This is a genomic window from Photorhabdus luminescens subsp. luminescens (assembly GCF_001083805.1).
In the GTDB taxonomy this organism is placed as follows: domain Bacteria; phylum Pseudomonadota; class Gammaproteobacteria; order Enterobacterales; family Enterobacteriaceae; genus Photorhabdus; species Photorhabdus luminescens.
Genome location: NZ_JXSK01000002.1, coordinates 1 through 25,752 on the forward strand (window position 1 = coordinate 1; position 25,752 = coordinate 25,752).

At 40.3% G+C, this 25,752-nt stretch carries 27 protein-coding genes; 11 read left to right on the forward strand and 16 right to left on the reverse strand.

From position 1 onward, the window contains the following. The 6 genes from TI10_RS25840 to TI10_RS04955 all read left to right on the forward strand — a co-directional run. The coding region (locus TI10_RS25840; protein ID WP_244161517.1) for a phage tail protein at positions 1–961 on the forward strand (961 nt) is incomplete at its 5' end. A 351-nt stretch (positions 962–1,312) separates the two neighbouring features. Next, positions 1,313–2,140: a phage tail protein gene (locus TI10_RS04935; RefSeq protein ID WP_049582181.1), complete on the forward strand. Its 828-nt coding sequence runs from the start codon at positions 1,313–1,315 to the stop codon at positions 2,138–2,140. A gap of 55 nt (positions 2,141–2,195) precedes the next feature. Further along, a complete protein-coding gene (locus tag TI10_RS04940) occupies positions 2,196–2,630 on the forward strand; it encodes a tail fiber assembly protein (protein ID WP_049582182.1) in 435 nt (144 codons plus the stop codon). A gap of 576 nt (positions 2,631–3,206) precedes the next feature. Then, on the forward strand, positions 3,207–4,025 hold the full coding sequence (locus TI10_RS04945) for a phage tail protein (protein ID WP_049582183.1): 819 nt from the start codon (positions 3,207–3,209) through the stop codon (positions 4,023–4,025). Between the two features lies 1 nt (position 4,026). Beyond that, positions 4,027–4,461, forward strand: coding sequence for a tail fiber assembly protein (locus tag TI10_RS04950; protein WP_049582184.1), 435 nt, complete (start codon positions 4,027–4,029; stop codon positions 4,459–4,461). Between the two features lie 346 nt (positions 4,462–4,807). Further along, on the forward strand, positions 4,808–5,635 hold the full coding sequence (locus tag TI10_RS04955) for a phage tail protein (RefSeq protein ID WP_049582185.1): 828 nt from the start codon (positions 4,808–4,810) through the stop codon (positions 5,633–5,635). A gap of 119 nt (positions 5,636–5,754) precedes the next feature. Here the strand turns inward: TI10_RS04955 and TI10_RS26780 are convergent, their stop codons facing one another. Next, entirely contained in the window at positions 5,755–6,030 is a 276-nt protein-coding gene (locus tag TI10_RS26780; RefSeq protein ID WP_155416462.1) for a hypothetical protein, read from the reverse strand. Between TI10_RS26780 and TI10_RS25845 the strand changes: the two genes are divergently transcribed. Then, positions 6,029–6,859 (forward strand): phage tail protein, encoded by an 831-nt coding sequence (locus tag TI10_RS25845; protein ID WP_244161518.1) that lies wholly within the window; start codon positions 6,029–6,031, stop codon positions 6,857–6,859. The two genes, TI10_RS26780 and TI10_RS25845, sit on opposite strands and share 2 nt — an antisense overlap. A 580-nt stretch (positions 6,860–7,439) precedes the next feature. Continuing rightward, positions 7,440–7,700 (forward strand): YfhL family 4Fe-4S dicluster ferredoxin, encoded by a 261-nt coding sequence (locus tag TI10_RS04970; protein ID WP_049582186.1) that lies wholly within the window; start codon positions 7,440–7,442, stop codon positions 7,698–7,700. 2 nt (positions 7,701–7,702) lie between these two features. On the opposite strand, the gene acpS is transcribed toward TI10_RS04970, so the two are convergent. The 11 genes from acpS to rpoE form a co-directional block, all read right to left on the reverse strand. Beyond that, entirely contained in the window at positions 7,703–8,083 is a 381-nt protein-coding gene (gene acpS / locus TI10_RS04975) for a holo-ACP synthase (protein ID WP_049582187.1), read from the reverse strand. Next, on the reverse strand, positions 8,083–8,814 hold the full coding sequence (pdxJ, locus tag TI10_RS04980) for a pyridoxine 5'-phosphate synthase (protein ID WP_049582188.1): 732 nt from the start codon (positions 8,812–8,814) through the stop codon (positions 8,083–8,085). The genes acpS and pdxJ overlap by 1 nt, the downstream gene beginning before the upstream one ends. A 69-nt stretch (positions 8,815–8,883) precedes the next feature. After that, on the reverse strand, positions 8,884–9,609 hold the full coding sequence (gene recO / locus TI10_RS04985; RefSeq protein ID WP_049582189.1) for a DNA repair protein RecO: 726 nt from the start codon (positions 9,607–9,609) through the stop codon (positions 8,884–8,886). Between the two features lie 10 nt (positions 9,610–9,619). Continuing rightward, positions 9,620–10,528 (reverse strand): GTPase Era, encoded by a 909-nt coding sequence (gene era, locus TI10_RS04990; RefSeq protein WP_049582190.1) that lies wholly within the window; start codon positions 10,526–10,528, stop codon positions 9,620–9,622. After that, on the reverse strand, positions 10,525–11,205 hold the full coding sequence (gene rnc / locus TI10_RS04995; protein ID WP_049582191.1) for a ribonuclease III: 681 nt from the start codon (positions 11,203–11,205) through the stop codon (positions 10,525–10,527). Before rnc ends, era begins: the two co-directional genes overlap by 4 nt. A gap of 176 nt (positions 11,206–11,381) precedes the next feature. Then, positions 11,382–12,362, reverse strand: a complete 981-nt coding sequence (gene lepB / locus TI10_RS05000; protein WP_049582192.1) for a signal peptidase I — start codon at positions 12,360–12,362, stop codon at positions 11,382–11,384. A gap of 20 nt (positions 12,363–12,382) precedes the next feature. Next, positions 12,383–14,179, reverse strand: coding sequence for a translation elongation factor 4 (gene lepA, locus TI10_RS05005; protein WP_049582801.1), 1,797 nt, complete (start codon positions 14,177–14,179; stop codon positions 12,383–12,385). Between the two features lie 193 nt (positions 14,180–14,372). Next, positions 14,373–14,837: a SoxR-reducing system protein RseC gene (gene rseC / locus TI10_RS05010; RefSeq protein WP_049582193.1), complete on the reverse strand. Its 465-nt coding sequence runs from the start codon at positions 14,835–14,837 to the stop codon at positions 14,373–14,375. Then, the gene (gene rseB / locus TI10_RS05015) at positions 14,837–15,793 is read right to left on the reverse strand and encodes a sigma-E factor regulatory protein RseB (RefSeq protein WP_049582194.1); all 957 of its coding nucleotides are present in this window, start codon (positions 15,791–15,793) and stop codon (positions 14,837–14,839) included. The genes rseC and rseB overlap by 1 nt, the downstream gene beginning before the upstream one ends. A gap of 5 nt (positions 15,794–15,798) precedes the next feature. Then, positions 15,799–16,449, reverse strand: a complete 651-nt coding sequence (gene rseA / locus TI10_RS05020) for an anti-sigma-E factor RseA (RefSeq protein ID WP_049582195.1) — start codon at positions 16,447–16,449, stop codon at positions 15,799–15,801. Positions 16,450–16,488: 39 nt separating this feature from the next. Continuing rightward, complete coding sequence (rpoE, locus tag TI10_RS05025) at positions 16,489–17,058, reverse strand: RNA polymerase sigma factor RpoE (protein WP_049582196.1); 570 nt, start codon at positions 17,056–17,058, stop codon at positions 16,489–16,491. Positions 17,059–17,261: 203 nt separating this feature from the next. Between rpoE and nadB the strand changes: the two genes are divergently transcribed. Continuing rightward, positions 17,262–18,866, forward strand: coding sequence for an L-aspartate oxidase (nadB, locus tag TI10_RS05030; protein ID WP_049582197.1), 1,605 nt, complete (start codon positions 17,262–17,264; stop codon positions 18,864–18,866). A 69-nt stretch (positions 18,867–18,935) separates the two neighbouring features. On the opposite strand, the gene trmN is transcribed toward nadB, so the two are convergent. Continuing rightward, positions 18,936–19,685 carry a tRNA(1)(Val) (adenine(37)-N(6))-methyltransferase TrmN gene (gene trmN, locus TI10_RS05035; protein ID WP_049582198.1) on the reverse strand — a complete coding sequence of 250 codons (750 nt, stop codon included), beginning with the start codon at positions 19,683–19,685 and terminating at the stop codon, positions 18,936–18,938. A 138-nt stretch (positions 19,686–19,823) separates the two neighbouring features. On the opposite strand from trmN, the gene srmB reads away from it, so the two are divergent. Next, positions 19,824–21,161 carry an ATP-dependent RNA helicase SrmB gene (gene srmB, locus TI10_RS05040; RefSeq protein ID WP_049582199.1) on the forward strand — a complete coding sequence of 446 codons (1,338 nt, stop codon included), beginning with the start codon at positions 19,824–19,826 and terminating at the stop codon, positions 21,159–21,161. A gap of 444 nt (positions 21,162–21,605) precedes the next feature. On the opposite strand, the gene TI10_RS05045 is transcribed toward srmB, so the two are convergent. From TI10_RS05045 to TI10_RS05055, 3 genes are all read right to left on the reverse strand, one after another. Continuing rightward, positions 21,606–22,403 (reverse strand): hypothetical protein, encoded by a 798-nt coding sequence (locus TI10_RS05045; protein WP_049582200.1) that lies wholly within the window; start codon positions 22,401–22,403, stop codon positions 21,606–21,608. A 395-nt stretch (positions 22,404–22,798) separates the two neighbouring features. Further along, positions 22,799–23,386, reverse strand: coding sequence for an ankyrin repeat domain-containing protein (locus tag TI10_RS05050; protein WP_049582201.1), 588 nt, complete (start codon positions 23,384–23,386; stop codon positions 22,799–22,801). 15 nt (positions 23,387–23,401) lie between these two features. Continuing rightward, complete coding sequence (locus TI10_RS05055; RefSeq protein WP_049582202.1) at positions 23,402–24,418, reverse strand: phospholipase; 1,017 nt, start codon at positions 24,416–24,418, stop codon at positions 23,402–23,404. A gap of 646 nt (positions 24,419–25,064) precedes the next feature. On the opposite strand from TI10_RS05055, the gene ung reads away from it, so the two are divergent. Further along, complete coding sequence (gene ung / locus TI10_RS05060) at positions 25,065–25,745, forward strand: uracil-DNA glycosylase (RefSeq protein ID WP_049582203.1); 681 nt, start codon at positions 25,065–25,067, stop codon at positions 25,743–25,745. Positions 25,746–25,752 lie beyond the last annotated feature (7 nt).

Here is a 25,752-nt window from a genome sequence, read left to right on the forward strand (position 1 = left end):
TATTATTCAGCTTACAGATGTGGTTGGTAATAGTAATTCACTCGCTGCAACTCAAAAGCTTGTTTCTGATGTCAATGATAATGCTAACAATAGATTAGCCAAAAACCAAAATGGGGCGGATATTCCCAATAAAAATGAGTTTGTGAAAAATCTCGACTTATTGGAAACCGTCAATTTGGCGAAAAATGCTGTGCCGAATAGTAGGACAATTAATGGTAAATCGCTGACTGGAGATATCAATTTAGGGGCTGGCGATGTGGGAGCATTTAGGCTCGGATTAACAGGAAAATATTCTGTTGATAACCAAGTCCCGTGGAATGTAGATTCAGGATCATATGACCTACTGCATCCGAAATTTAGTGATCATGTTGTGCACTTCTATAATGGCGTTGGAAGTTGTCCGGCTTTTCAGTTGAAAGTGCATTACAAAAACGGCGGTATTGCTTATCGCTCGGCGCGTGATAATTATGGATTTGAAGAAGATTGGACTAGCATTTATACAACCAAAAACAAACCTACTGTAAATGAACTTGGTTTATCAGAAACCGTAGCATTGGCGAGAAATGCGGTTCCTAATAGCAGGAGAATTAACGGCAAAGCGTTAACTGAAGACATCAATCTGGTAGCCGGAGATGTGGGGGCGTATTCACGTGCGGAAGTTGACGAACGATATCAAAAGAAAGGCTCTAATCAGAGATGGCAGAAAATAGGAACCAGCAGAGATAGCGGAAGTAGCATATTACTAAGTCAGGACATAAGAGGAAGATGTATATATTTACGTACTGGTAACCCTGGTATATTTTTACCTTTACAAATGCCTCCGATCGATAATATTTTGGTTGGTACTGGATATGGATCAAAAGGGTGGCTTGTTGTGCATTCGTCAGATGGCGGATTGAGATTATCTATAGTAAACAAAGAAGATTGCCCTGATATCATAGAAATTTATATTGCTGACTAGAATTATGGGCTGCATGGCAGCCCTTTTCCCATTTATTTTTTAGGAGATAATTTATCCCCCTATTTGATAAAGATATTTATCGAACAAACACAAAACAAATATAACAATCCAAATAAGATAAAATAATTTCCAAATGTAAAATATAAACATTTCGAATATGTTTTAGATTACAAGATGTTAAGCGATTTATTGCCAGCAATTATACACAAATAATTAATCATTTGATTAATATAATCTTACCATCCTCTTTTTGGGGTAGACTATAATTGAAATTAATCTCGATAAATTACCTGTACTATAACTCAACATGTTAATTACAGAAGAATATTATTTTACTTAAGGAAAGTACATATGAATCTAAAGAATGATTTTAAGGCGTTTTCTATTGGTAATAACGCTAATGTAGTGAGCCAAGAAAGATACGAAGAAAGTCAGAATTTACAAACTGGGTTTCCCCCAGAAAATATTACCACTCATATATTAAATAAAGCATTACGCCAGTCGTCCACAATAGCCTCTGTTGTAGCTGATTTTATTGCGACAGAATCTGGCAGTGATGTCTTAGATGATGGTAATACAGCCAAACTTACTACACAATTAAATAAAGCGTTAGAAAAAAAAATTACCACAAAAATTCCCGATGCCTCATTAACACAGAAAGGTGTTGTTCAGCTTACCAATGTGGTTGGCAATAGTAATACACTGGCTGTAACTCAGAAGCTTGCCTCCGATATAAATGATAATGCTAATAAAAGACTAGAGAAAACGCAAAACGGCGCAGATATCCCCAATAAAAATGCATTTGTGAAAAACCTGGGACTAAATGAAGCCGCAAAACGGGAAGTGGGAACTGGAGTTAATCAAATTCCAGATATGTCGTCTTTCGGCGCAAACTTGGTTCAGAATGGTTGGCAAAAATTACCTTCAGGTTTAATTGAAATGTGGGGAATAGCACTAGTTTCTCTCGGTGGAAATCCTAATGGCGGATATGTTAATAACTTTCCAATACCATTCCCAAATAAATGTTTTAGCATCACATTAACTCACAATGATTGGGACCCCGGAGCAGCAGGAATATTCGGGGCATCTGTAGTAAGTCAGAGTCAGTTCAAATGTTACAGAAGTTCTACCCCTCATACGCCTAATGTTTATACCTATTTTAGGGCAATAGGATATTAATTAAAAAAAATTAATTTACCATAATGATTATTTAACTAAAATTGGCAAAAAAATCATGAACGATAAAAACTATGTATTCAGTGCATTAAATAAAGCATTTTACCCACTATCATTACAACAGGATTATATTCAAGCAGGTTCATGGCCAAATGATCCTATATCTGTAACTGATGACATATTCCATCAATTTTCAGGAATACCGCCAGAAGGAAAAATACTTTCTTCTGGCGAAGATGGTCTTCCTTGTTGGGAAGATATCCCACCTCCAACAAAAGAGGAATTGATATCGATAGCAGAAGCCCAAAGAGCACAATTCATATCTCTTGCAAATGAGAAAATAACGCCGCTGGCCGATGCTGTCGAACTTGATATAGCTACAAATGAAGAAACACTATTACTTAAAGAGTGGAAAACATATCGTGTGATGCTTAATCGAATTGATACTTCAACAGCCGCGGAAATTGATTGGCCAATTTTACCATTATCGTAATTAACAAAAAGGCCGGGAATAGGATAATACCCGGTCTTTATCATTTTATTGATTCTGGTATTTTATAGCCACTCAATATCAACAATCATTAAAATATTAAACCAATTCAGTCATACCACATAACGCCCCAGAGAATAAATGAGATTTTATTTATTAAAACATTTATTTTAGCCTCCTCAATAAGATATAACCCAATATTGAACCCCAGGAAGCATAGCGAACTATGTAATCAGGGTGAGCGAGAACAGCCAACAAAGAAGCAACTTGAAAGATGACGGATATACAAATAATTAGAACAAATAGACTTAAATAATAACAATCACTCAACCTTCTCAGACCATAAATTAAATTAATAAAAATCATTTTCAAATATAAAATGCAAACATTTCAGATTACAAATCATTAACATATTCATTACCACCAATTATATAAAAATAGTTAACCCTATAAGCTATAAGAATATTCCATTATTCTTTTTTCTAACTAAACTGTAGCTGGCGTGAATAGGGAAAAATTATTTTTATAAAAATTCACTATATTGTTTATAAAATGCAGTACTTAATTGGAGAAAAATATATGAGTCAAAAGAATGATTTTAAGGCTTTTTCTGTTAGTGACAATGCAAATATAGTGAAGCAAGAAGCATATGAAAAAGAACAAAAATTGCAAACTGGGTTTCCAACAGGAGATATTACCGCTGAACTATTAAATAAGGCATTACGTCAGTCGTCAACCATATCCACTGTCGTCGCTAATTTTATCGCAACACAATCTGGCGAAGACGTTCTGGATAATGGGGATATAGACAAACTAACCACCCAATTTAAGAAATCCTTAGAACAAAAAAACACAACAGAAATTCGAGATGCCTCATTAACAGAAAAAGGAATTATTCAGCTCACAGATCAAATAGGCGACAGTAATACACTCGCTGCAACTCAGAAGCTTGTTTCTGATGTAAGTAATAATGCTCTGGCAAAAGACCAAAACGGCGCAGACATTCCTAATAAAGCTGAGTTTATAAAGAACCTTGGTTTATCAGATTCAACAAATATAACAATAGGGAATGGTGAAAATCAGGTACCTAATATGTCGTTTTTCACCTCTAACCTGAATCAGGTCGGATGGCAGAAATTACCTTCAGGTTTAATTGAAATGTGGGGAATAGCATCAGTTAAAGGCAATGCTTATGCCGAATCTGGTGCTTTAAATCACTTTCCAATCCCATTCCCGAATAAATGTCTCAACGTCACGTTAACTCACGTTGGTAATGCACCTCAACATGCCGGCATATTTTCAATAATGACGGTCAATAATAGCCAATTCCAATGTTTTAGCAGCATTCCAAATTTACAAATTCCTGTAGCAGCATTTTATAGAGCAATAGGGTATTAATATGAATGATAAAAACTATGTATTTAGCGCATTAAATAAAGCATTTTATCCGCTATCATTACAGCAGGATTACATTGAAGCAGACTCATGGCCAAACGATCCCATATCTGTAACTGATGACATATTCCATAAGTTCTCTGGAATACCACCAGAAGGAAAAATACTCTCCTCTGGCGAAGATAGTCTTCCTTGTTGGGAAGATATTCCACCACAGACAAAAGAGGAATTGATATCTATAGCCGAAAGCCAAAAAGCGCAATTTATATCTCTTGCAAATGAAAAAATAACGCCGCTTGCTGATGCGGTCGAACTTGATATAGCAACAGACGAAGAAATGCTATTACTCAAAGAATGGAAAAAATACCGCGTGATGCTTAATCGGGTTGATACGTCAAACGCACCAGAAATTGACTGGCCAATTACGCCATTATCGTAATTAACAAACAGACCGGGATTCAGGCAGAACCCGGTCTTTATCATTTTATTATTGCCAATACTACAGCGGTAAATATCCTGTCATCATATAAGCTATCCTCCGCCAATATTTTTTAGCTTATGCGATATTAGTGAATCATATGTCATTGAAATTTACTTTCCAGAACAAACCTTTCAACATGGAAATTATTTATTACTAAAATATATGAAAAATAATTAACCCCATAAGATATAAAAACATTTAATTATTATTTTTTATCTCTAGACTATGAGCGATAGTAAATTATCTTTACAATAATTTAAAAAATCACCTATAAAACCCACTATTGAATTTTAGGGAAATATATATGAATCTCAAGAATGATTTTAAAGCGTTTTCTGTTAGAGATGGTGCTAATGTGGTGGCTCAAAATTTATATGAAGAGCTTCCAGAATTACAGTCTGGATTTCCGCCAAGAGATCTTACCACTCATATATTAAATAAGGCATTACGTCAGTCATCAACAATATCATCGGTTGTAGCTGATTTTATTTCAACAGAATCTGGTAGTGATGTTTTGGATGATGGTAATATCGCCAAACTCACGGCACAATTAAATAAAGCATTAGAGAAAAAAATCACAACAAAAATTTCTGATGCCTCATTAACACAAAAAGGTATTGTTCAACTCACAGATGGAATTGGCAATAGTAATACATTGGCTGCAACACAGAAGCTTGTCTCCGATATAAATAATAATGCCAATAACAGACTAGAAAAAACGCAAAACGGCGCAGATATTCCTGATAAAAATGAGTTTGTGAAAAACTTAGGTTTAGATAAAGCTGCAAACCTGAAAGTAGGCAATGGAATTAATCAGATTCCAGATATGTCGTTTTTCACCGCAGACTTGGTTAAGAATGGCTGGCAAAAATTGCCTTCGGGTTTAATTATCATGTGGGGATTAGCACAAGTTTATAACCATAGCAGCCCTCAATCTGGGTATTTAAATAACTTTCCAATCCCATTTCCAAATCAATGCGTTAGCATCACATTGACTCACCGTGGTAATGATCCTCAAGCAGCAGGTATATTCTCATCAACGATAGAAAATAAGAATCAGTTTCGGTGTTATAAAAATCTTAATTACCATAAACTCACTACTTTTACATTTTTTATGGCAATAGGATATTAATTAAAAAAATTATTTTTATTATTTAATTAAAACTGGCAAAGAATTATGAATAACAAAAACCATGTATTCAGTGCATTAAATAAAGCATTTTATCCGCTATCATTACAGCAAGATTATATTCAAGCAAGCTGATGGCCAAATGACCCTATATCTGTAACTGATGATATATTCCATAAGTTCTCAGGAATACCGCCAGAAGGAAAAATACTCTCCTCTGGCGAAGATAATCTTCCTTGTTGGGAAGATATTCCACCACCGACAAAAGAGGAATTGATATCCATAGCATAAAGCCAAAAAGCACAATTTATATTTCTTGCAAATGAAAAAATAACGCCGCTTGCTGATGCGGTCGAACTTGATATAAACAAAACATTAAATATTAGGAAAATTGACATGAGTCACAAGAATGATTTTAAAGCATTTTCTATTAAAGATGGTGCTAATGTGGTGGATCAATATTTATATGAAAATAGTCCAGAGTTGCAGACTGGATTTCCACCAGATGGTTTTATCCCCCATATATTAAATAAGGCATTACGTCAGTCATCAACAATATCATCTGTTGTAGCTGATTTTATTGCGACAGAATCTGGCAGTGATGTTTTGGATGATGGTAATATCACCAAACTCACTGCACAATTAAATAAAGCATTAGAGAAAAAAACCTCAACAAAAATTCCTGATGCCTCATTAACACAAAAAGGTATTGTTCAATTCACAGATATCATTGGCAATAGTAATACACTGGCCGCAACTCAGAAACTTGTTTCCGATATAAATGATAATGCTAACGGCAGATTGGCCAAAAACCAAAATGGCGCAGACATTCCTAACAAAAATGAGTTTGTGAAAAATCTCGGTTTATTGGAATTATTATTGGCAGGTACTCCTTTGTTTACACAAGGGGATAATTTTATGACCTTTAAAATTCCATTTTTTAGTGGATTAAAAAGAAAATATCTCTTATTCCAATCTGTATATGCAAAGGCTCCAAATTTAGCTAACGAGGGGAAATTCACTATCACATACCCAATTGCATACTCTTATGAACCTCATGCTATACTTTCCAGCATGGGAGGATATATCAGTGGCGGTAACTATGGCGAAGGAGCTGATATATTAAAAATCAACAAAGAAAATCTAGTAATAATATCACATTGGCAGTCTCGCAATACAACCTTTCCGCCTGTACGCATATTTGTAGTAGGGGTATCAGATAATTAACTTTCAACATTCATAGTTGTTATCTATCTCAGATTTTAGAATTATTTTGATAAAGCATCGGAATTTGATTGGTCAATTGCGCCATTATCGTAATTAACAAAAAGACCGGGATTAAAGTAATACCCGGTCTTTATCATTTTATTTATTCTAATACTATATATCCTTCATCTTTCAAGTTTCTGCTTTGTTGGCTGCTTTCACTTACCCCAGTCACATAGTTATCTATGCTCCTGGGGATGCGTTCACTTGCCGCCGCGCTGCAAATTGAAATCTATTGGGTATAGGTTGTAAATATTCTGTTACTATTCAAGCTATTTTCTCTCAAGACCTATTAACTACATAATATTGGAAATTTTACACGTCCTCGACATATTTCCTATATAGCTAACTGAATAATAAAGTTCACATATAAGCGTTTTCTAAGATAGAAAAAATTTCATATATTATGGTTTTTTATTGCCATATTTAGTTTTTCAATGTAGTTTATGCCGTATAAAAATACAATAGGTGTGTAAGAGTAAGAAATTAAAACTGACGATAACACACTGGTATAAAATGAAAAATAAACTAAGTTATTAAAATGTCGTTATTAATCAAAAAGAGCTGTATCAATTGTGATATGTGTGAACCCGAATGTCCCAATCAGGCGATATCGATGGGAGATGAAATTTATGAGATTGATGCCGACCGTTGTACTGAATGCATCGGTCATTATGATACGCCAACCTGTCAATCAGTCTGTCCGATAAATAATACTATTATCACCGATCCAGACCGACAGGAAACAGAAGAACAATTGTGGGATAAATTTGTATTACTGCATCATGCAGATAAAATCTGAAATTAACGCTCAAGAATAACAGTCGCACAGGCATAGCGGCGCTCATCGGCCAATGTCACATGCAAGGAGGTCGCCCCTAATTGCTTTGCTAACGCGGCCGCCGCGCCATAGAGCCGCAAAATCGGTTTTCCCAGTGCGTCATTGACCACTTCAAATTGGTTAAATGCCAGCCCATTACGGATACCGGTTCCCAATGCCTTTGCTGCGGCTTCTTTTACCGCAAAACGTTTAGCCAAAAAACGAACCGGTTTTTCATGTTGCTGATATTGTTCCCATTCTAATTCACTGAGAATGCGTTTTGCCAAGCGCTCGCCTGAGCGCTCGACAACCCCTTCAATACGGGCAATTTCAACAATATCTGTACCTAACCCAATAATAGCCATTAACGGCGAGCTTTCCGCATTTGAGTTTTCATATCTGCCACAGCCGCAGTCAAACCACTGAATACCGCCCGTCCAATAATGGCATGACCAATATTCAACTCATAAATTTCTGGCAGAGCAGCAATACGTTGTACATTATGATATGTCAGCCCATGACCGGCATTAACCGTCAACCCAATACTCGCTGCATAAGTCGCGGCGTCTTTAATACGATGAAATTCTTTTTCCTGTTCTACTTCATTTTCTGCATCGGCATAAGCACCTGTATGAATTTCAATGAAAGGTGCGCCAACTTCACTAGCCGCATCAATTTGTCGATGTTCCGCATCAATAAATAGCGAGACAAGAATACCCGCATCAGATAGACGCTTAACCGCCGCAGCAACCTTATCTTTCTGACCAATAACATCTAAGCCCCCTTCTGTTGTCACTTCCTGCCGTTTTTCAGGCACCAAACAGCAAAATTCAGGTTTAATACGACAGGCAATATCTACCATTTCATCTGTCACGGCCATCTCAAGATTCATCCGAGTCTGGATGGTTTTTTTCAACAGTTCTACATCTCGATCGGTAATATGACGGCGATCTTCACGTAAATGAATGGTGATACCATCTGCTCCCGCCTGTTCCGCAACAAAAGCCGCTTGAACCGGATCAGGATAATTGGTGCCGCGCGCATTGCGCACCGTCGCAATATGATCGATATTCACGCCTAATAATACTTCAGCCATATTTATCTCCTGTAGTCATATTAGAATATGACAAGTTTACACTTTCCATCTTGAAGAGAAACAAATTCATTAGTTTTCTTTCTGCTCTGGCTTCTGGCGTACAAGCTGCCGGAATAATTCGCGACTTTTTAGCGGTTTACCACCGAGATAAGGTTTTAATGCAATTCTCGTGAAGCGCTTTGCTGCCTTTAATGTCGCAGAATCAGGAAATTCACGGGTCGCCAATGATTTTAATTCGCGCCCGGTAAAACTGTAATGATCAACAACCAAGCTAGCGATAAAACCTTTTTCTTCTCTATAACGGTAGGTCATCATGTCAGCTACAGGTTCACCACTGCCCGCACAATGAAGATAATCAACGCCATAACCAAGATTTGCCAGCAACGCCAGTTCAAACCGACGTAATGCATATTCCGGCGTATGTTCACTGGCAGCAAGAACCTGCAAACATTGGAGATAATCAAAGAATAAGGCGGGATAAGCCGTTCCTTGTTCAAGCACTCTTGACAACAATTCATTGATATATAAACCGCTGTACAACACACTGCCGGTAAGAGGAAGGGCCAGAGAGATAGGATCTGCATCACGCAGAGTTTTAATTGCCCCTCGCCCACTCCAACGAACCAGCAATGGAGTAAAGGGCTGCAAGCAGCCTTTCAAATTGGAACGACGGCTACGCGCGCCTTTTGCCAACACGCTAATTCGCCCTTCATTTTCAGTGAACAGATCCAGTAACAGGCTGGTTTCACTGTAAGGACGCCCATGCAGAACAAAAACACGTTGCCAACCGTCCACAGGTGATGCCTTATTTCAAATCATCGACGTAGCCCAAGCTACGTAACGCTCGCTCATCATCAGCCCACCCCGCTTTAACTTTAACCCACAGTTCTAAGTGGATTTTTACATCAAACAGCCTTTCCATATCCTGACGGGCTTCAATACCAATGGTCTTGATCTTACTGCCTTTATTGCCAATAACCATTTTCTTCTGGCCTTCACGCTCAACCAGAATCAAACCGTGGATCTTGTAACCACCGCGCTCATTCGCCACAAACTGCTCAATTTCAACCGTGACAGAATACGGCAGTTCATCACCAAGAAAACGCATAAGCTTTTCTCGGATAATCTCAGAAGCCATAAATCGCTGAGAACGGTCAGTAATATAATCTTCCGGGAAATGGTGAGTCGCTTTCGGGATATATCCGCGCACAATTTTGGCAATCGTATCGACATTCATGCCTTTTTCAGCGCTCATCGGGACAACATCAAGAAAACTCATCTGTTTACTGAGAAAACCAATATGCGGCAACAAACTGGTTTTATCGGTTACGTTATCTACTTTATTGATAGCCAGTAAAACCGGACAACGCAGATTACGCAATTTGTTCAGTACCATTTCGTCATCCGGGGTCCAATGAGTCCCTTCGACAACAAAAATAACTAACTCCACATCACCGATAGAACTGCTAGCTGCCCGGTTCATCAGCCGGTTAATCGCCCGTTTTTCTTCAATATGTAATCCAGGCGTATCCACATAAATAGTCTGATACGCACCTTCTGTATGGATACCCATAATACGGTGACGAGTCGTCTGCGGTTTACGGGAAGTGATAGATACTTTCTGACCTAAAAGCTGATTTAGCAGCGTGGATTTCCCCACATTAGGCCGTCCAACTATTGCAACGAATCCGCAATAGGTTTCTTGTTCGCTCATTCAAGCTCCAGTTGTTTTAATGCTTGCTCAGCCGCTGCCTGTTCCGCTTTGCGGCGGCTGGAGCCTGTTCCTTTAACCGGCTGATCAATACCACTCACTTGACAGTGAATAGTAAACTCTTGGTCGTGAGCTTCACCACGAACCATAACAACCAGATATGATGGCAGGGGCAGATGATGCCCTTGCAAATATTCCTGTAAACGAGTTTTTGGATCTTTCTGTTTATCACCAGGACTGATTTCATTTAGGCGGGTTTCGTACCATCTCAAGATAATTCTTTCAACCATCTGGATGTCGCTATCAAGGAAAATCGCGCCAATCAGCGCTTCAACCGTATCAGCCAGTATTGATTCACGACGGTAACCGCCGCTTTTCAATTCTCCCGGCCCCAGGCGAAGGCATTCACCTAATTCAAATTCCCTTGCCAACTCAGCCAGCGTATTACCACGCACCAATGTGGCACGCATGCGGCTCATATCTCCCTCATCAACACGAGGAAAACGATGATACAACGCATTGGCAATAACAAAACTCAGGATTGAGTCACCAAGAAATTCCAGCCGTTCGTTATGTTTACTGCTTGCACTACGATGAGTTAATGCTTGTATCAGCAGATCATGCTGATCAAAAGTGTACCCCAGCTTACGCTGCAATCTGTTAATTACGATGGGATTCATGTGCTACCAATATCGGTCAGAATTCGTCAAGTAAAAACGCACACGCAACAGACCTGTTACAGAAATCCCTGACAAAACTGTTGCGTTTGCACTGGCTCCTTGTAGGAGCCAGTCATTAAGTTTGAAAGGACATTCTACACTGCGAGTAAAATTAATGCTTCGCTAATATAAAAATATTAATTAATTCCACCAATACGGCTGAAGCGAACTCCGGTAGGCCATTCCCCTTCCTGTTTTTCAAAACTCATCCAGATGGCTGAAGCGCGACCGACCAGATTTTTCTCCGGGACAAAGCCCCATACACGGCTATCAGCGCTATTATCACGGTTATCACCCATCATAAAATAGTGGCCTTCGGGCACAATCCACATTCCCTCCGGCAAGCCAGGTTGACGGAAATTAGGTACCGATAGTACACCCGGTATCTCCAAAATATGGTGGGTTACCGCGTCCAGATTCTCAATCCGTTCACCCTGCCGCATACTGTAAGGCGGCAACGTTTCTTCAACAGGGATTTGGAAAACGCCTACCTTTTTCAAACTTTCACCCTTGGAATCGACACCATACTGCTGCATTGTCCATTCACTCGGGAATAGTGAACCGTAAGAAACCGGTAATTCTTCCTGACAATTCCCTGTTTTGCTGCAATTAGAAAAAATACGCAACTCTTTCTTCGCCGGATCATAAATAATTTTATCGCCCGGTAAACCCACCACCCGTTTGATATAGTCAAAACTCGGATCTAGCGGGTATTTAAATACAGCAACATCACCACGCTTTGGTTTGCCAGTCTTAATCAATGTTGTTTGAGTGATGGGATCTTTCAATCCGTATGAATATTTCTCTACCAGAATGAAATCGCCAATCAATAAAGTCGGCATCATGGAACCCGATGGGATCTGAAAAGGCTCATAAACAAAGGAGCGCAGGATCAGAACCACGGCTAACACAGGAAAAATAGATGAACAAGTATCCACCCATGTCGGCTTGTTAATAGTCTCAGCCAGATGCTCCTGATCCATTGTACCTTCAGTCAACTCTTGCAATCGGGCAAGTTTTTTCTTGCGCGCTGGTGCCCATTTGAAACGATCAATACACCAAATAATGCCGGTGACTAACGTTGCCAGCGTTAGGATCAGGGCAAAAGTGTTAGCCATTTAGACTCCTTACAAGCTTATTAATTGTCTTTACCAACATGAAGAATGGCTAAGAAAGCTTCCTGTGGCAACTCAACGTTACCCACCTGTTTCATTCGTTTCTTACCCTCTTTCTGTTTCTGCAATAGCTTTTTCTTACGGCTGACGTCACCACCATAACACTTCGCCAAGACGTTTTTACGCAATTGCTTCACTGTTGAGCGAGCAATAATATGATTACCAATCGCAGCCTGAATTGCGATATCGAACTGCTGACGAGGAATAAGTTCTTTCATCTTCTCCACCAGCTCCCGGCCACGGTACTGTGCATTGCCACGGTGAGTAATCAACGCCAATGCATCAACTCGTTCACCGTTAATCAATACATCCACACGAACCATATCAGATGACTGGAAACGAGTGAAATTATAATCCAGAGAAGCATAACCGCGAGAGGTAGATTTCAATCGATCGAAGAAGTCCAAAACCACTTCTGCCATCGGTATTTCGTAAGTCAGTGCAACCTGTTTACCGTGGTAAACCATATTGGTTTGCACACCGCGTTTTTCAACACATAATGTAATGACGTTCCCCAAGTACTCCTGAGGCAACAGCATATGACACTCAGCAATGGGTTCACGCAGCTCTTCAATATTATTCAGCGGCGGTAATTTAGAGGGGCTATCCACATAGAGAGTATCGTGGCTAGTTGTCTCCACTTCATAAACAACCGTCGGCGCCGTTGTAATAAGGTCGAGATCATATTCACGTTCCAGACGTTCTTGAATAATCTCCATATGCAACAGACCAAGGAAGCCGCAACGGAAACCAAAACCCAATGCAGAAGAACTTTCTGGCTCATAAAATAGCGAAGCGTCATTCAGGCTCAATTTACCTAATGCATCGCGGAATGCTTCATAGTCATCAGAACTGACAGGGAACAACCCTGCATAAACCTGTGGCTTCACTTTTTTAAAGCCCGGAAGCGGTTTTTCCGCAGGTTGACGAGCCAATGTCAAGGTATCCCCGACAGGCGCGCCAAGAATGTCTTTAATCGCACAAACTAACCAGCCCACTTCGCCACAACCTAACACATCGCGATCAACACGCTTAGGAGTGAAAATGCCAAGGCGATCGGCGTTATATACCTGACCGGTACTCATTACCTTAATTTTATCACCCTTACGCAAGGTACCGTTTTTAATCCGCACCAGGGAGACAACACCAAGGTAATTATCAAACCATGAGTCAATGATAAGCGCCTGTAATGGCGCATCAGGATCGCCTTCCGGCGCTGGAATCTCTTTAACCAAGCGCTCAATGACGTCTTGTACGCCAACACCCGTTTTGGCTGAACAGCGTACTGCATCAGTAGCATCAATACCGACAATATCTTCGATCTCTTCCGCTACGCGCTCAGGCTCTGCCGCTGGCAAATCGATTTTGTTCAGCACTGGAACAACTTCTAGATCCATATCCAACGCGGTATAACAGTTAGCCAGCGTCTGGGCTTCCACTCCCTGTCCCGCATCAACCACCAGCAACGCCCCTTCGCAGGCAGCTAGTGAACGGGAAACTTCATATGAGAAATCAACGTGCCCCGGCGTATCGATAAAGTTTAATTGATAAAGTTGCCCATCATTCGCCTTGTAATCCAAGGTAACACTTTGGGCCTTAATGGTGATACCACGCTCACGCTCAAGATCCATTGAATCTAGCACTTGCTCTGCCATCTCACGATCTGTTAAGCCGCCACAAATTTGAATAATACGGTCAGATAACGTCGACTTACCGTGGTCAATGTGAGCAATAATGGAGAAATTTCGTATTTGCTTCATTATAAATATTTTTCTGCCTTGATATTTCTGAATCATTCGCCTAATGGACACACAGAGGGACATAAAGCGACAGTTTATTAGGTCGGCCACCGGCCTGAAAGGCTGTATTCTACATGCCAAATCTACGAAAACCTAGTCATGCCTGCGGCTTTAAGGTACGAATTATTAGACGTTTTGGACGATTAAAATAGATTTATTCTCGATGCTGAATGTGAATGGCATCAGGAGGCAAGCCGATTTGTAAAACGACAGGTTGATATTCCTGCCGATTATCCCAGTAAGCGGCGATTCTGCGGGCAAAGAAGAATCCTAATGCACCTCCTAAAACACCACCACAAAATACCCACAATTGATTGGTTACCCATAACTGAAAAAGTGCGCCGCCAAGGAATAACCCAATAAGTGGGGTCAGATAAACCAACAACGCCGAACGTAGTAAGCTTCCTTCCGGGATACCAACTTCTACTTTTTGCCCCGGTTGCAACGGTTGTAAAATCTCAAGTTCAAGCTGATGTATGCCATCAGGCCCTAATTTATTGAGTAAATAAGAACCACATGTTGCTCGCGCCTGACAACTGCCACAACCAGAAGAGGAACCATAACGTAATAATGCCCGTCCCTGTTGCCAGTGAATTACTGTTGCCCACTCTTTGACCATCAGCCAGCTCCTATAAATGCGACGCCAGCAGCAATACGCTTAGCGGTTGCCAATGGCAATTCACCAATAATTGTCACCTCATTTGCTCCACGTATCACACTATAAATCGTTCGGGGTCCACCACGGAGAGGATATTCCAACTTACCGGTTTTATCCGTGTTAGTCACATTCACAGAAAAGCTAAACAAGCCATCACTGAACATAATAGATTCAAGCGAGTCACTATTTGACAATTTACGACGGTTACGCGAAACCTCAACGAAACCAGCCGGTAATTTACCCACTTTCCAATTGAATACGACCTTCTCTGACGGTGGAATGACCAACATTGGCGGCATATTCAAACGCGTAATCACACTCATTGCATCATTGATATCCCCACCGATGGTGGAAGAAACAACCCTAAATTGCTCAAGCGCCTCACTATCACGATCAAGTAAGTCAATACGTAATGGTAAATGAGTTTCTTCGTCGATCAGTAAAATATAATTATAACGCACTTCATCTTTGGAGGTGATGCGTACAACCCGACAAGGCCTGTCACCGATATGGGTTCGACCAGCATCAATAAAATTGTAATATTTTTTCAACTGATTAAAGTCAGCAAAAATGACGGCCGGCAAATAATCAATAATGTGATTACCGCTAAGACTGAAAGCATCCAATCCAGGTTCAAAATAACTGATCTCATTACCTCGCTGGACAATCTCTCTACGAGAACCATCCATCTGCATAATCTGAGCAATTGGAATATCATTGATAACGGCGTGGCGATAACGAACGGAGACGATCGACTGCTGGTTAAGATTAATAAAAGCAAGCTCGTAAGTCAGAGACTGAGTAGCATTACTCATCTCCTGCAACAAAACCTCAGCGCTGCTGAGCTGCGCCGAGGCTTGTAACGGAGCAAACAAACAACCCGCCAGCAAACAGACGGAAAACCAAATATGTTTCATTACTGCTATTGCGTTCCTAAAGATTGCGTTCCGGGAACCGGAATCGCAACCTGTGATGGAATTCCCCGTTCGTCATTTTGCTTAAAATGCACACGGCGATCGAGTTCATATTGTTGCAGCATGATGTTAATACGTTTATTACGCTCCTGCATTTGAATGCGTTGATCACTACCAAACATATCGTCACCGGAAGGCACTCCCAAACTCACCGGAGAAGCCGATCCCATCATTGGCAAAGTATTAAATGCAGGCGTATCAGATTGATATTCAAGATCCTCAGCACTATGACTGTTGTACTGCTGCACACCAACCAATACTGCCAGCGAAACACAGGCTGCGACACTCACCTGGACCATTTGACTCGCCCAAGGGCGGAGTTTTTGCCAGAATGGCATTTTTTGCCAGCTCTCTGGTTGAGGCTGAGATTCAGGAATAGCCCCAGGAGCGGAATGAACCGGCTCTTTTTCAAGCGCCAATGCAACCCGACTAGCAATATCCAGATGCAATACTTCTGTCACATCACCGCGCAATGTGTCACGGATCAAGTGGTAATTTTCCCAGCGTTTCTGCATTACAGAATCTTTAGACAAAATACTAACGACTTCACTATCAAGAGTTTCGCCATCCATCAACGCGGAAAGTTTTTCTCTTTGCATGCCAAAGTACCCTTCAGTATTGTTCCACTATTTTTAATTTTAAATCAGTGGTTGAATGTTATCATCAATGGCTTCCCTTGCACGGAAGATGCGGGAACGAACCGTACCAACCGGACAACCCATAATAGTAGCTATTTCTTCATAGCTTAACCCATCTAATTCCCTCAGCGTTATTGCTATTCGCAAATCTTCGGGAAGAGATTCAATGGTACGGAAAACCACCTGCCTCAATTCTTCTGACAACATTAAATTCTCAGGGTTCGAAATTTCTTTTAATGCGCTCGAAATTTCGTAATTTTCTGCGTCACTGGCATCCAAATCACTGGATGGCGGACGGCGCCCTTGAGCGGTCAGATAATTCTTCGCAGTATTTACTGCTATACGATACAACCAAGTATAAAAAGCACTATCGCCACGAAACGAAGCCAATGCCCGATAGGCTTTAATAAATGCCTCCTGAGCAACGTCAGGAACATCACCCTGCGGAATATAGCGGGATAAGAGACTCGCCACTTTATGCTGATATCTGACTACCAGTAGGTTAAACGCCTTTTGGTCACCTTTCTGCGCTCGCTCGACCAGCATTTGATCCGTTAACTGCTCGCTCATCCGAGGTTAAATCTCCCGAAGCAAAGCTCCACATTGATATTTACTGAACCAACCATGATGTCCTATTCCTGAGCAAGCATGGCTTTGAGTAATAAAATTCTGCGAAGTTCAATTTTTGTCATCATTTTGTTGCAATCATAGCTTTGATCATATCTGATAGGCTAACATGATTTTTACCCATCTTCATTCATACATCATCAATTATGCAATCATTATTCTCTCAACATTACAGCGATGTACTTATTATCGGCAGCGGCGTCGCCGGCCTATCTCTGGCTTTACGGCTAGCCTCACAATATCAAGTCACTGTATTAAGTAAGAGTATTCTTAGCGAAGGCGCCTCCTATTATGCGCAGGGTGGTATCGCCGCTGTATTTGATAAAACAGACAGTATCGCATCTCATGTTGAAGATACCCTTATCGCCGGAGCAGGGCTTTGCGATAAAAACGCTGTTGAGTTTATCACCAGCAATGCCCGCCATTGCGTACAATGGTTGATTGATCAAGGTGTCATGTTTGATACAGAAACCAGCGAAGATGGAGAAAAACAATATCATCTGACCCGCGAAGGCGGTCATAGCCATCGGCGTATTCTGCATCATGCGGATACAACCGGCAAAGAAGTAGAAACCACGCTGGTTGATAAAGCGATATCTCATCCGAATATTACGGTAAGAGAGCGCTGCAATGCGGTTGATTTAATTACGTCAAATAAAGCCCGGTTAGATGGTAGTAATCGAGTCGTCGGCGCTTATATCTGGAACCGTCAACAAGAACAGGTGGAAACTTATCGCGCTAAGGTCGTGGTACTGGCAACAGGCGGTGCGGCTAAAGTCTATCAATATACGACAAATCCCGATATCTCATCCGGTGATGGCGTTGCAATGGCATGGCGCGCGGGTTGCCGTATCGCCAATCTGGAATTTAACCAGTTTCATCCGACCTGTCTTTTCCATCCACTGGCGCGCAATTTCCTGTTGACAGAAGCCCTGCGAGGTGAAGGAGCATATCTGAAACGACCTGATGGTAGCCGTTTTATGCTTGATTTCGATGAACGTGCTGAACTAGCCCCTCGCGATATCGTAGCACGAGCGATTGACCATGAAATGAAACGCCTTGGCGCCGACTGCATGTTTCTGGATATCAGCCATAAACCAGCGGATTTCATTATCCAGCACTTTCCGATGATTTATGAAAAATTGCTGACACTGGGCTTTGATCTAACAAAAGAACCGATTCCAATCGTTCCTGCCGCGCATTACACCTGTGGCGGTATTGTTGTCGATCATCAAGGACATACTGACCTCAACAACTTATACGCTATCGGTGAAGTCAGCTATACAGGTCTGCACGGCGCAAACCGTATGGCATCTAACTCACTGCTGGAGTGCCTGGTGTATGGCTGGTCTGCTGCGGAAAATATCCAACAACAGATCGAAACAATAGAAGAAGTACCGCTACTCCCCTTCTGGGATGAGAGCCGGGTTGACAATTCAGATGAACAGGTCGTCATTCAGCATAACTGGCACGAATTACGTCTATTTATGTGGGATTACGTCGGCATTGTGCGTACAACCAAGCGCCTGGAACGAGCGCTGCGCCGTATTAATATGCTACAACAAGAGATTCACGACTATTACTCCAATTTCAGGATTTCCAACAATCTGCTGGAATTACGAAATTTGGTGCAAGTCGCTGAATTAATCGTGCGTTGTGCGTTAGAAAGGAAAGAGAGCCGAGGCCTGCATTTCACACTGGATTATCCCGATTTACTGCCAGAATCAAAACCAACGATTTTGACACCCTGATTTTTGCCGGCAAAACCTCTGCATAACCACGCTCCGGCGTGGTTTTCTCAATAATTCAATAAATATAATTCAATAATAAAGATAGAAATCCGTCACCCATTGCTGAAATTCTTGCGTATATGCGCCATCTGGCTGACGAATAGTCAATTCACTGATTAAGCCCGTTTTTTCCTGACGGGAAAATGCCAATAACATCCGATGCAACGGCTTGCCTTGCCTGTCGCGAATATTGACCCGATGATGGGAAAACCAGCCCAGACGACATGCCATTATTTCAAATGCCTCGCCAATGGCATATGGCAATACCACACAAAACAGACCACCCGGCGTAATCAACTTCTCCGCGTATTGTAATAACCGCTGGTGAGTCAGCGACCCCGTATAACGAGCCTGTTCCCTTGCCTCATTTCGACAAGCAACAGCCGGTTCAAAATAGGGTGGATTACTGACAATTAAGTCATAACATTGTGAATACTGCTCAGAGAAATCACCAATATCCTGCTGATAAACAGCTATTTTTCTCTGCCACGGAGATTGCTCTGCATTATCCTGTGCCTGCAATGCGGCCTCTATATCCAGCTCCACTGCATCAATTTTGGTATTTTCATCCGTACGCTGTGCCAGCATCAACGCAATGAGCCCGCTGCCACAGCCAATATCTAAAATCGCTTTTTTGTCACTCACTGGAGCCCATACCCCCAATAAAACTCCATCAGTTCCAACTTTCATCGCACAGCGATCATGACCAACAAAAAATTGCTTGAAAGTAAATCCATCTCGGCGTAAAGGTCGTTCCTGTTTCAAATTAATAACCTGCATCTATTTAGCACAAAAAATTTCGCCATAGGATAAGGGTTATTATGTTTCGGTAAAAGCTATCTACCTTAATTGACTGCTTTAATAGATGAACAATACGCCCAACCTGTTTATAATCGGCGGCCTAAACAGAGGTATATAATGACTGCAACAAACTTTTCTGAACTTGAGCTTGATGAACGCCTGCTTGACGCCCTGAATGATAAAGGTTACTCCCGCCCAACAGCAATTCAGGCTGCGGCTATTCCAGCAGCAATGGACGGGCGTGATGTATTAGGATCAGCGCCTACCGGTACCGGCAAAACCGCAGCTTACCTGCTGCCAGCTATGCAACATTTATTGGATTTTCCACGCAAAAAATCTGGACCACCACGTATTTTGATCCTGACGCCTACCCGTGAACTGGCTATGCAAGTGGCAGATCAAGCAAAAGAATTCGCTGCGCATACCAATTTGGATATCGCTACCATTACTGGCGGCGTAGCCTATATGAATCACGCAGAAATTTTCAGCGAAAATCAAGATATTGTCGTCGCCACTACAGGCCGTCTGCTGCAATATATCAAGGAAGAAAACTTTGATTGCCGGGCAGTTGAAACACTAATCCTTGATGAAGCCGATCGTATGCTGGATATGGGTTTTGCCAACGATATTGAAACCATAGCGGGTGAAACCCGTTGGCGCAAACAGACCATGTTGTTCTCTGCGACGCTGGAAGGGGAAGCCATTCGTGATTTTGCTGAACGCTTACTGGAAGATCCAGTTGAGATTGATGCTGAACCATCACGTCGTGAACGCAAAAAAATCCAGCAATTTTACTACCGTGCAGATAATTTGGCACACAAAACAGCCCTACTTTGCCATTTACTGAAACAACCTGATGTCACTAAATCTATTATTTTTGTTCGCAAACGTGAACGTGTACACGAACTTGTGGATGAATTGCATCAAGCCGGCATTAAAGCCCGGTTTCTTGAAGGGGAAATGGTACAGGCTAAAAGGACGGAAGCGGTCAAGCTCCTGAATGATGGCAGTGTCACTGTTCTGGTTGCAACAGATGTTGCTGCCCGTGGATTAGATATTGATGATATCAGCCATGTTTTCAATTTCGATTTACCGCGCACCGCTGATGTTTATCTACACCGTATTGGTCGGACGGCTCGTGCAGGTCGCAAAGGTACTGCAATTACCTTAGTGGAAGCGCATGATCATCCTTTATTAGGCAAAATCAGTCGCTATCTGAATGAGCCACTAAAGTCGCGGATGGTTGATGAACTTCGCCCAACAACCAAAACACCAAGTGACAAAGCCCGCAATAAGCCTTCGAAAAAAGTATTGGCTAAACGCAAAGAGAAAAAGAAAGCGGAAGAATCAAAGAAAAAAGTCAAAATACGTCATCGAGATAGCAAAAATATCGGTAAACGCCGTAAACCTTCTGGTAATGGAAAACCAGAAACCCCAGCCAGTAGCGATGAGTGAATCTTTAAACGGGCCGATTGGCCCGTTACATTAATTTTTATCCAAAAACCTGATGCCCTTCGAATATATTTCCAAACTGAAAGTACCGATATTTAATATTCATAAATATATCAGATTATTCCCTAACAATATCATACCAATGTAAGTTTTTTATAAGCAAAAAAATCTGTCATCGCCACAGTTATTATGTAAGTAATTTTTTACCTGAAAACTTCGTTACGAACATAAAAATAATTAAATAGCTTTAAATAAGTTTTCTAGATCTATTTTATTTTCACTTTCTTAAAAATTACACTTTATTTTATGACTAATAAAGTCATTATGAGATTTTGTATATTATGATTCAATATTTAAACTCTATTCAAACTCTCTTAAAATGAAACGAAAACCTATTCAAGGCATATTAAATCCTCTTCATTAGATTCAAACATGCCATATAAAAATCTAATCGCATTTATAAACAATAATACCTTCAATTGTTGCGATTTTATTATTTTTCATATATCGAAACATATAGTTTAATCCAATAAAAGGGGATGTCAGATCTTTACCAAAAGCATAAAGAGAATATCTTGCATCATTATTATTTATATCCGTCGTTGTCTCACCGATATCAGAACTCTTTTTAAACTCAACCATTCTATTACCGATAGAAAACCCAATAGTAAAATCAAAAATCCCAGTTTCGAGATTTAACTTTCCAGATGTTTCTATTCTTTGCAATATATTAGTACCTACATTCAATAAAGTTGGTTGAGAAGCATCTACAAACTTACATTCTTTAATTCCACCTTTACCTTTTGGCAAGGTACCATATGCAGTAAGGGGCTTACCAACAATATAATGAATAGGATATTCGATTCTTACTATTTCGTTTGTTCCTCCCCAATCAAGACGATACATTCCCATCACCCAACGCCCTATCGTATAATCATTATTAAACGCATCGACTTCAACAGATTTTTTAAGATCTGACAATAAAGTGAGAGAATAATCAGAGCCTGACATACATAATTTCATGAAAGAAAGCTCTCCTACCGAAGATATTTTAACGTCATTAATACTTCCCGTTACTCCCCCCATTTCATGTCCAAAGCCACCTGTAGCTTCAAAAGACAACATAACCTCATCTTTACTAAGAAATGAATCATTATTCTTTATCTCGCCTGAAAGGAATAATGAAGCTGAGCTAATCAGTATCGTTGATGTAATAAATAAGTCTTTCAGCAAAATTTCCAGCATTAATTTTTCCTCTGAGTTTACAAACCCTAATCAGTTTATATTTTTCCCTTCAATTATAAAATACCCTAGTCTTTTCATAAACCCAGTATCAATAATATCTATGCATTTCTCATTGAGTTTGATGAAGGTAAAATATAATTTAAAATCATATACATGTATAGTAATTTCCTTCAATTTTCTATCAATAATTGATATCTTCAATCACATAAGAACTCATCACATACGATGTCTGGGTAAATTATTAGTTTTCTCACCAAAAATTACAATGATGGCAGATTTTGCACATCAAAGTGCATTATAAATAAATCTCCATCTGTTAGCATCAATACTCAAATAGTTACTTATTTATTTGATATTTAAATAACAAATAACGGGCCAAATAGCCCGTTTTTATCTTACTTCAAATAATACCGGTTGATTTGCTGAGCTTTCAGCCAATGATTGACTTTTTCATATTCCGCTTGCATCTCACAGCTCCGCGCTTTTAGCGGTGTGAGATTGAAATACATCTGGAACGTTGATTGCTGCTTGTTTTGCAATTTAGGATCAGCGCCTGACTTCAACAATATCAGCACCAGTTCTGGCGAATTAATTTTGGCTGCAATATGTAACGGAGTATCTCCAATCCGATTAGCCTGATTAGGATTAGCGCCGGCAGCCAACAATAATTCAACCTGCATTTTTCTCCCTACCTGAACCGCAACTTGTAAAGGTGTCGCTAAGGTTACAGGATGCATAATATTCACATCAGGCGCCACTGATAATAAAGATTTGAGATAATCAGAGTTGCCAATTTTCGCAGCCGTATGTAAAGCACTTTCTTGTTGTAAACCAAGTTGAGTAGGATCAGCGCCTTCCTTCAGTAAATTATTAACATCATCCATTCGCTGATTGAATATCGCCCATTGTAACGGAGTTATATTTTCTTCACTCCGCTGACAATCCAGTTCCGATTCAGGCTCAATTACTTCGCCAATTTTCATCGCGCCTCTCTTTAATTATGCGGAAACACTCAAATCAGGTGCATTAAGCATGACTAGAGATTCTTCTTGCGGTTCATCATTTAAAGATGACCAAGGTTTGTATATCGTTAATAATTCCAGCATCTTTTTAAGAGAATGTGCTTTTAGTCCACGTATCAGATTATGAGGAAACCCTTGATCTGATTCTCCTGAATTATCATTATATTTCAGTAAGATTTTATGTCCTATCGGCTGAGATACGGGCAGTTTCTGTTGTAATACATCAAGCAAATCATGTTCCACAACATAATGACGTACTAATCCATTTTCAGCGATAGCCCTCCCCTCTTGAGGTGAAAGACCTAAATTTTTCATCATATTGTCAGAAACACCGGCTGAATTAAATATTACCGCAGGCTTTCCAACTGATAATGCGGCTGTTGCGGCTAATCCCCCTCCCAAAGAGTGCCCGGTAAATAATAAGTTTTCCCCAAATGCCATTCTGGCGGTACGAGCTAAATCAATGGCTTGATGATATTGAGCTTCATCAAATCCAAAACCTTGTCGTAAATTAGTTAATATATCCTTCAAATCATTAGTGCCCACAAAAGCAACTATATAGAGATCGTCATTCCGATAAATACCTGCCTGAAAACCCGTTGTCTCATCCCTTAAATTTGCCGGTTCTATTCCTGCCTTTAATAATTCACCATCAGAAAGACGAACATAATCACCTATTCCCATCGTGGTGCGTATGTAGACATCATCAGAAATTAAGGTCAACATATAATCAATTTCATGAGATTGCTTACCACTAATTTGTTCAGACTTAATTCCTGTGATTGATTTTAAATTAATGTTAATATTTTGTTCATTAATTAATGATTGATAGACTCTATTACTTTGTTTAGTTGTTTCAGAGAGGGAAAAAACTTCTGTGGTCGCTTTTTCAATATTCTGGCCTGGAACAGAAGACGGTGTAACAAGTTGAAGATTATTTAAAACGGGAAAACTTGAATCGACTGATAGATTCATTTCAATTGATAAACTCATAAAATTCCCCTAAAGATAGCTGAAAATAATCGACGATCTAATTAGTACAACTAATCTATCGGCAGGGGATGCTATTAAGTTAAATCAATGTTTAAATTTTGTTAATAAAATTAATCAATTGTGATTCTTCTCCCTAATAACAGAGAAATTTCTACCTATTATTTGTCAATAAATAGCCAGAAAAGAGTCAAAGGAACTGACTACTTACAACAAATACTGTTTTAGCTTCATACAATATTCAAACGATCCAGCTTATCCTTAACCACAATCTGGCCCTTCACTGTGTTGAATACCTTTAATCATTTCTATCTCTACGTTCGCACAATAAACCAAATTATCAATGAGTTATCTTAATTATTGGGTCAAGCCAATATGTCCGATTCCTATATACCCGCACAAATGAGGATACTCATTGATTCAGAACAGTTAATTTCATATAGTTACTATAAAACATATTGCTACCTTATGTTTTAAATAAGTTTCTATAGCTAACCACAAAGCAATTCTTTGGATAAACTTTCAAAAATACTTTACAGCATTGAAATAGTTATCAAAAAGTTAGTTTTAGTGTGCATCAAAGGTTTTCCTCTGATTTTGTAATCGGTAAGCTAATATCCATTTGGTAATCATATAAAAAGGATTTGCTATGCCCGCACCTCTCACATGGCACGACGTAATCGGTAACGAGAAAAAACAACCTTACTTTCTCGACACACTGGCCTATGTCGCAAAAGAACGTCAGGCAGGTAAAACTATTTATCCGCCACAACAAGATGTATTTAATGCATTCCGCTACACCGAATTGGCTGATATTAAGGTGGTAATACTTGGGCAAGACCCTTACCACGGCCCTAATCAAGCACACGGCCTCTCTTTTTCTGTGCAACCGGGTATCCCTGCACCACCGTCACTGGTTAATATGTACAAAGAACTGGCATCCGATATACCTGACTTTCAGTATCCAAATCATGGCTGCCTAATCAGTTGGGCTAAACAAGGAGTGTTACTACTCAATACCGTACTCACCGTAGAACGTGGTAATGCACACTCCCACGCGAATCTGGGGTGGGAAACTTTCACGGATAAAGTCATTGCCGCTATCAACGAGCACCGTTCAGGCGTCGTTTTTCTGCTTTGGGGGTCCCATGCTCAGAAAAAGGGCTACTTTATTGATGCTAATAAACACCATGTTCTCAAAGCGCCTCATCCATCGCCGTTATCGGCCCACAGAGGGTTCTTTGGCTGCAAACACTTTTCAAAAGCCAATGCATTGCTAGAAAAACAAGGCATCGCACCAATTAACTGGACACCTGAGTTGCCACAGTAAAGAAATG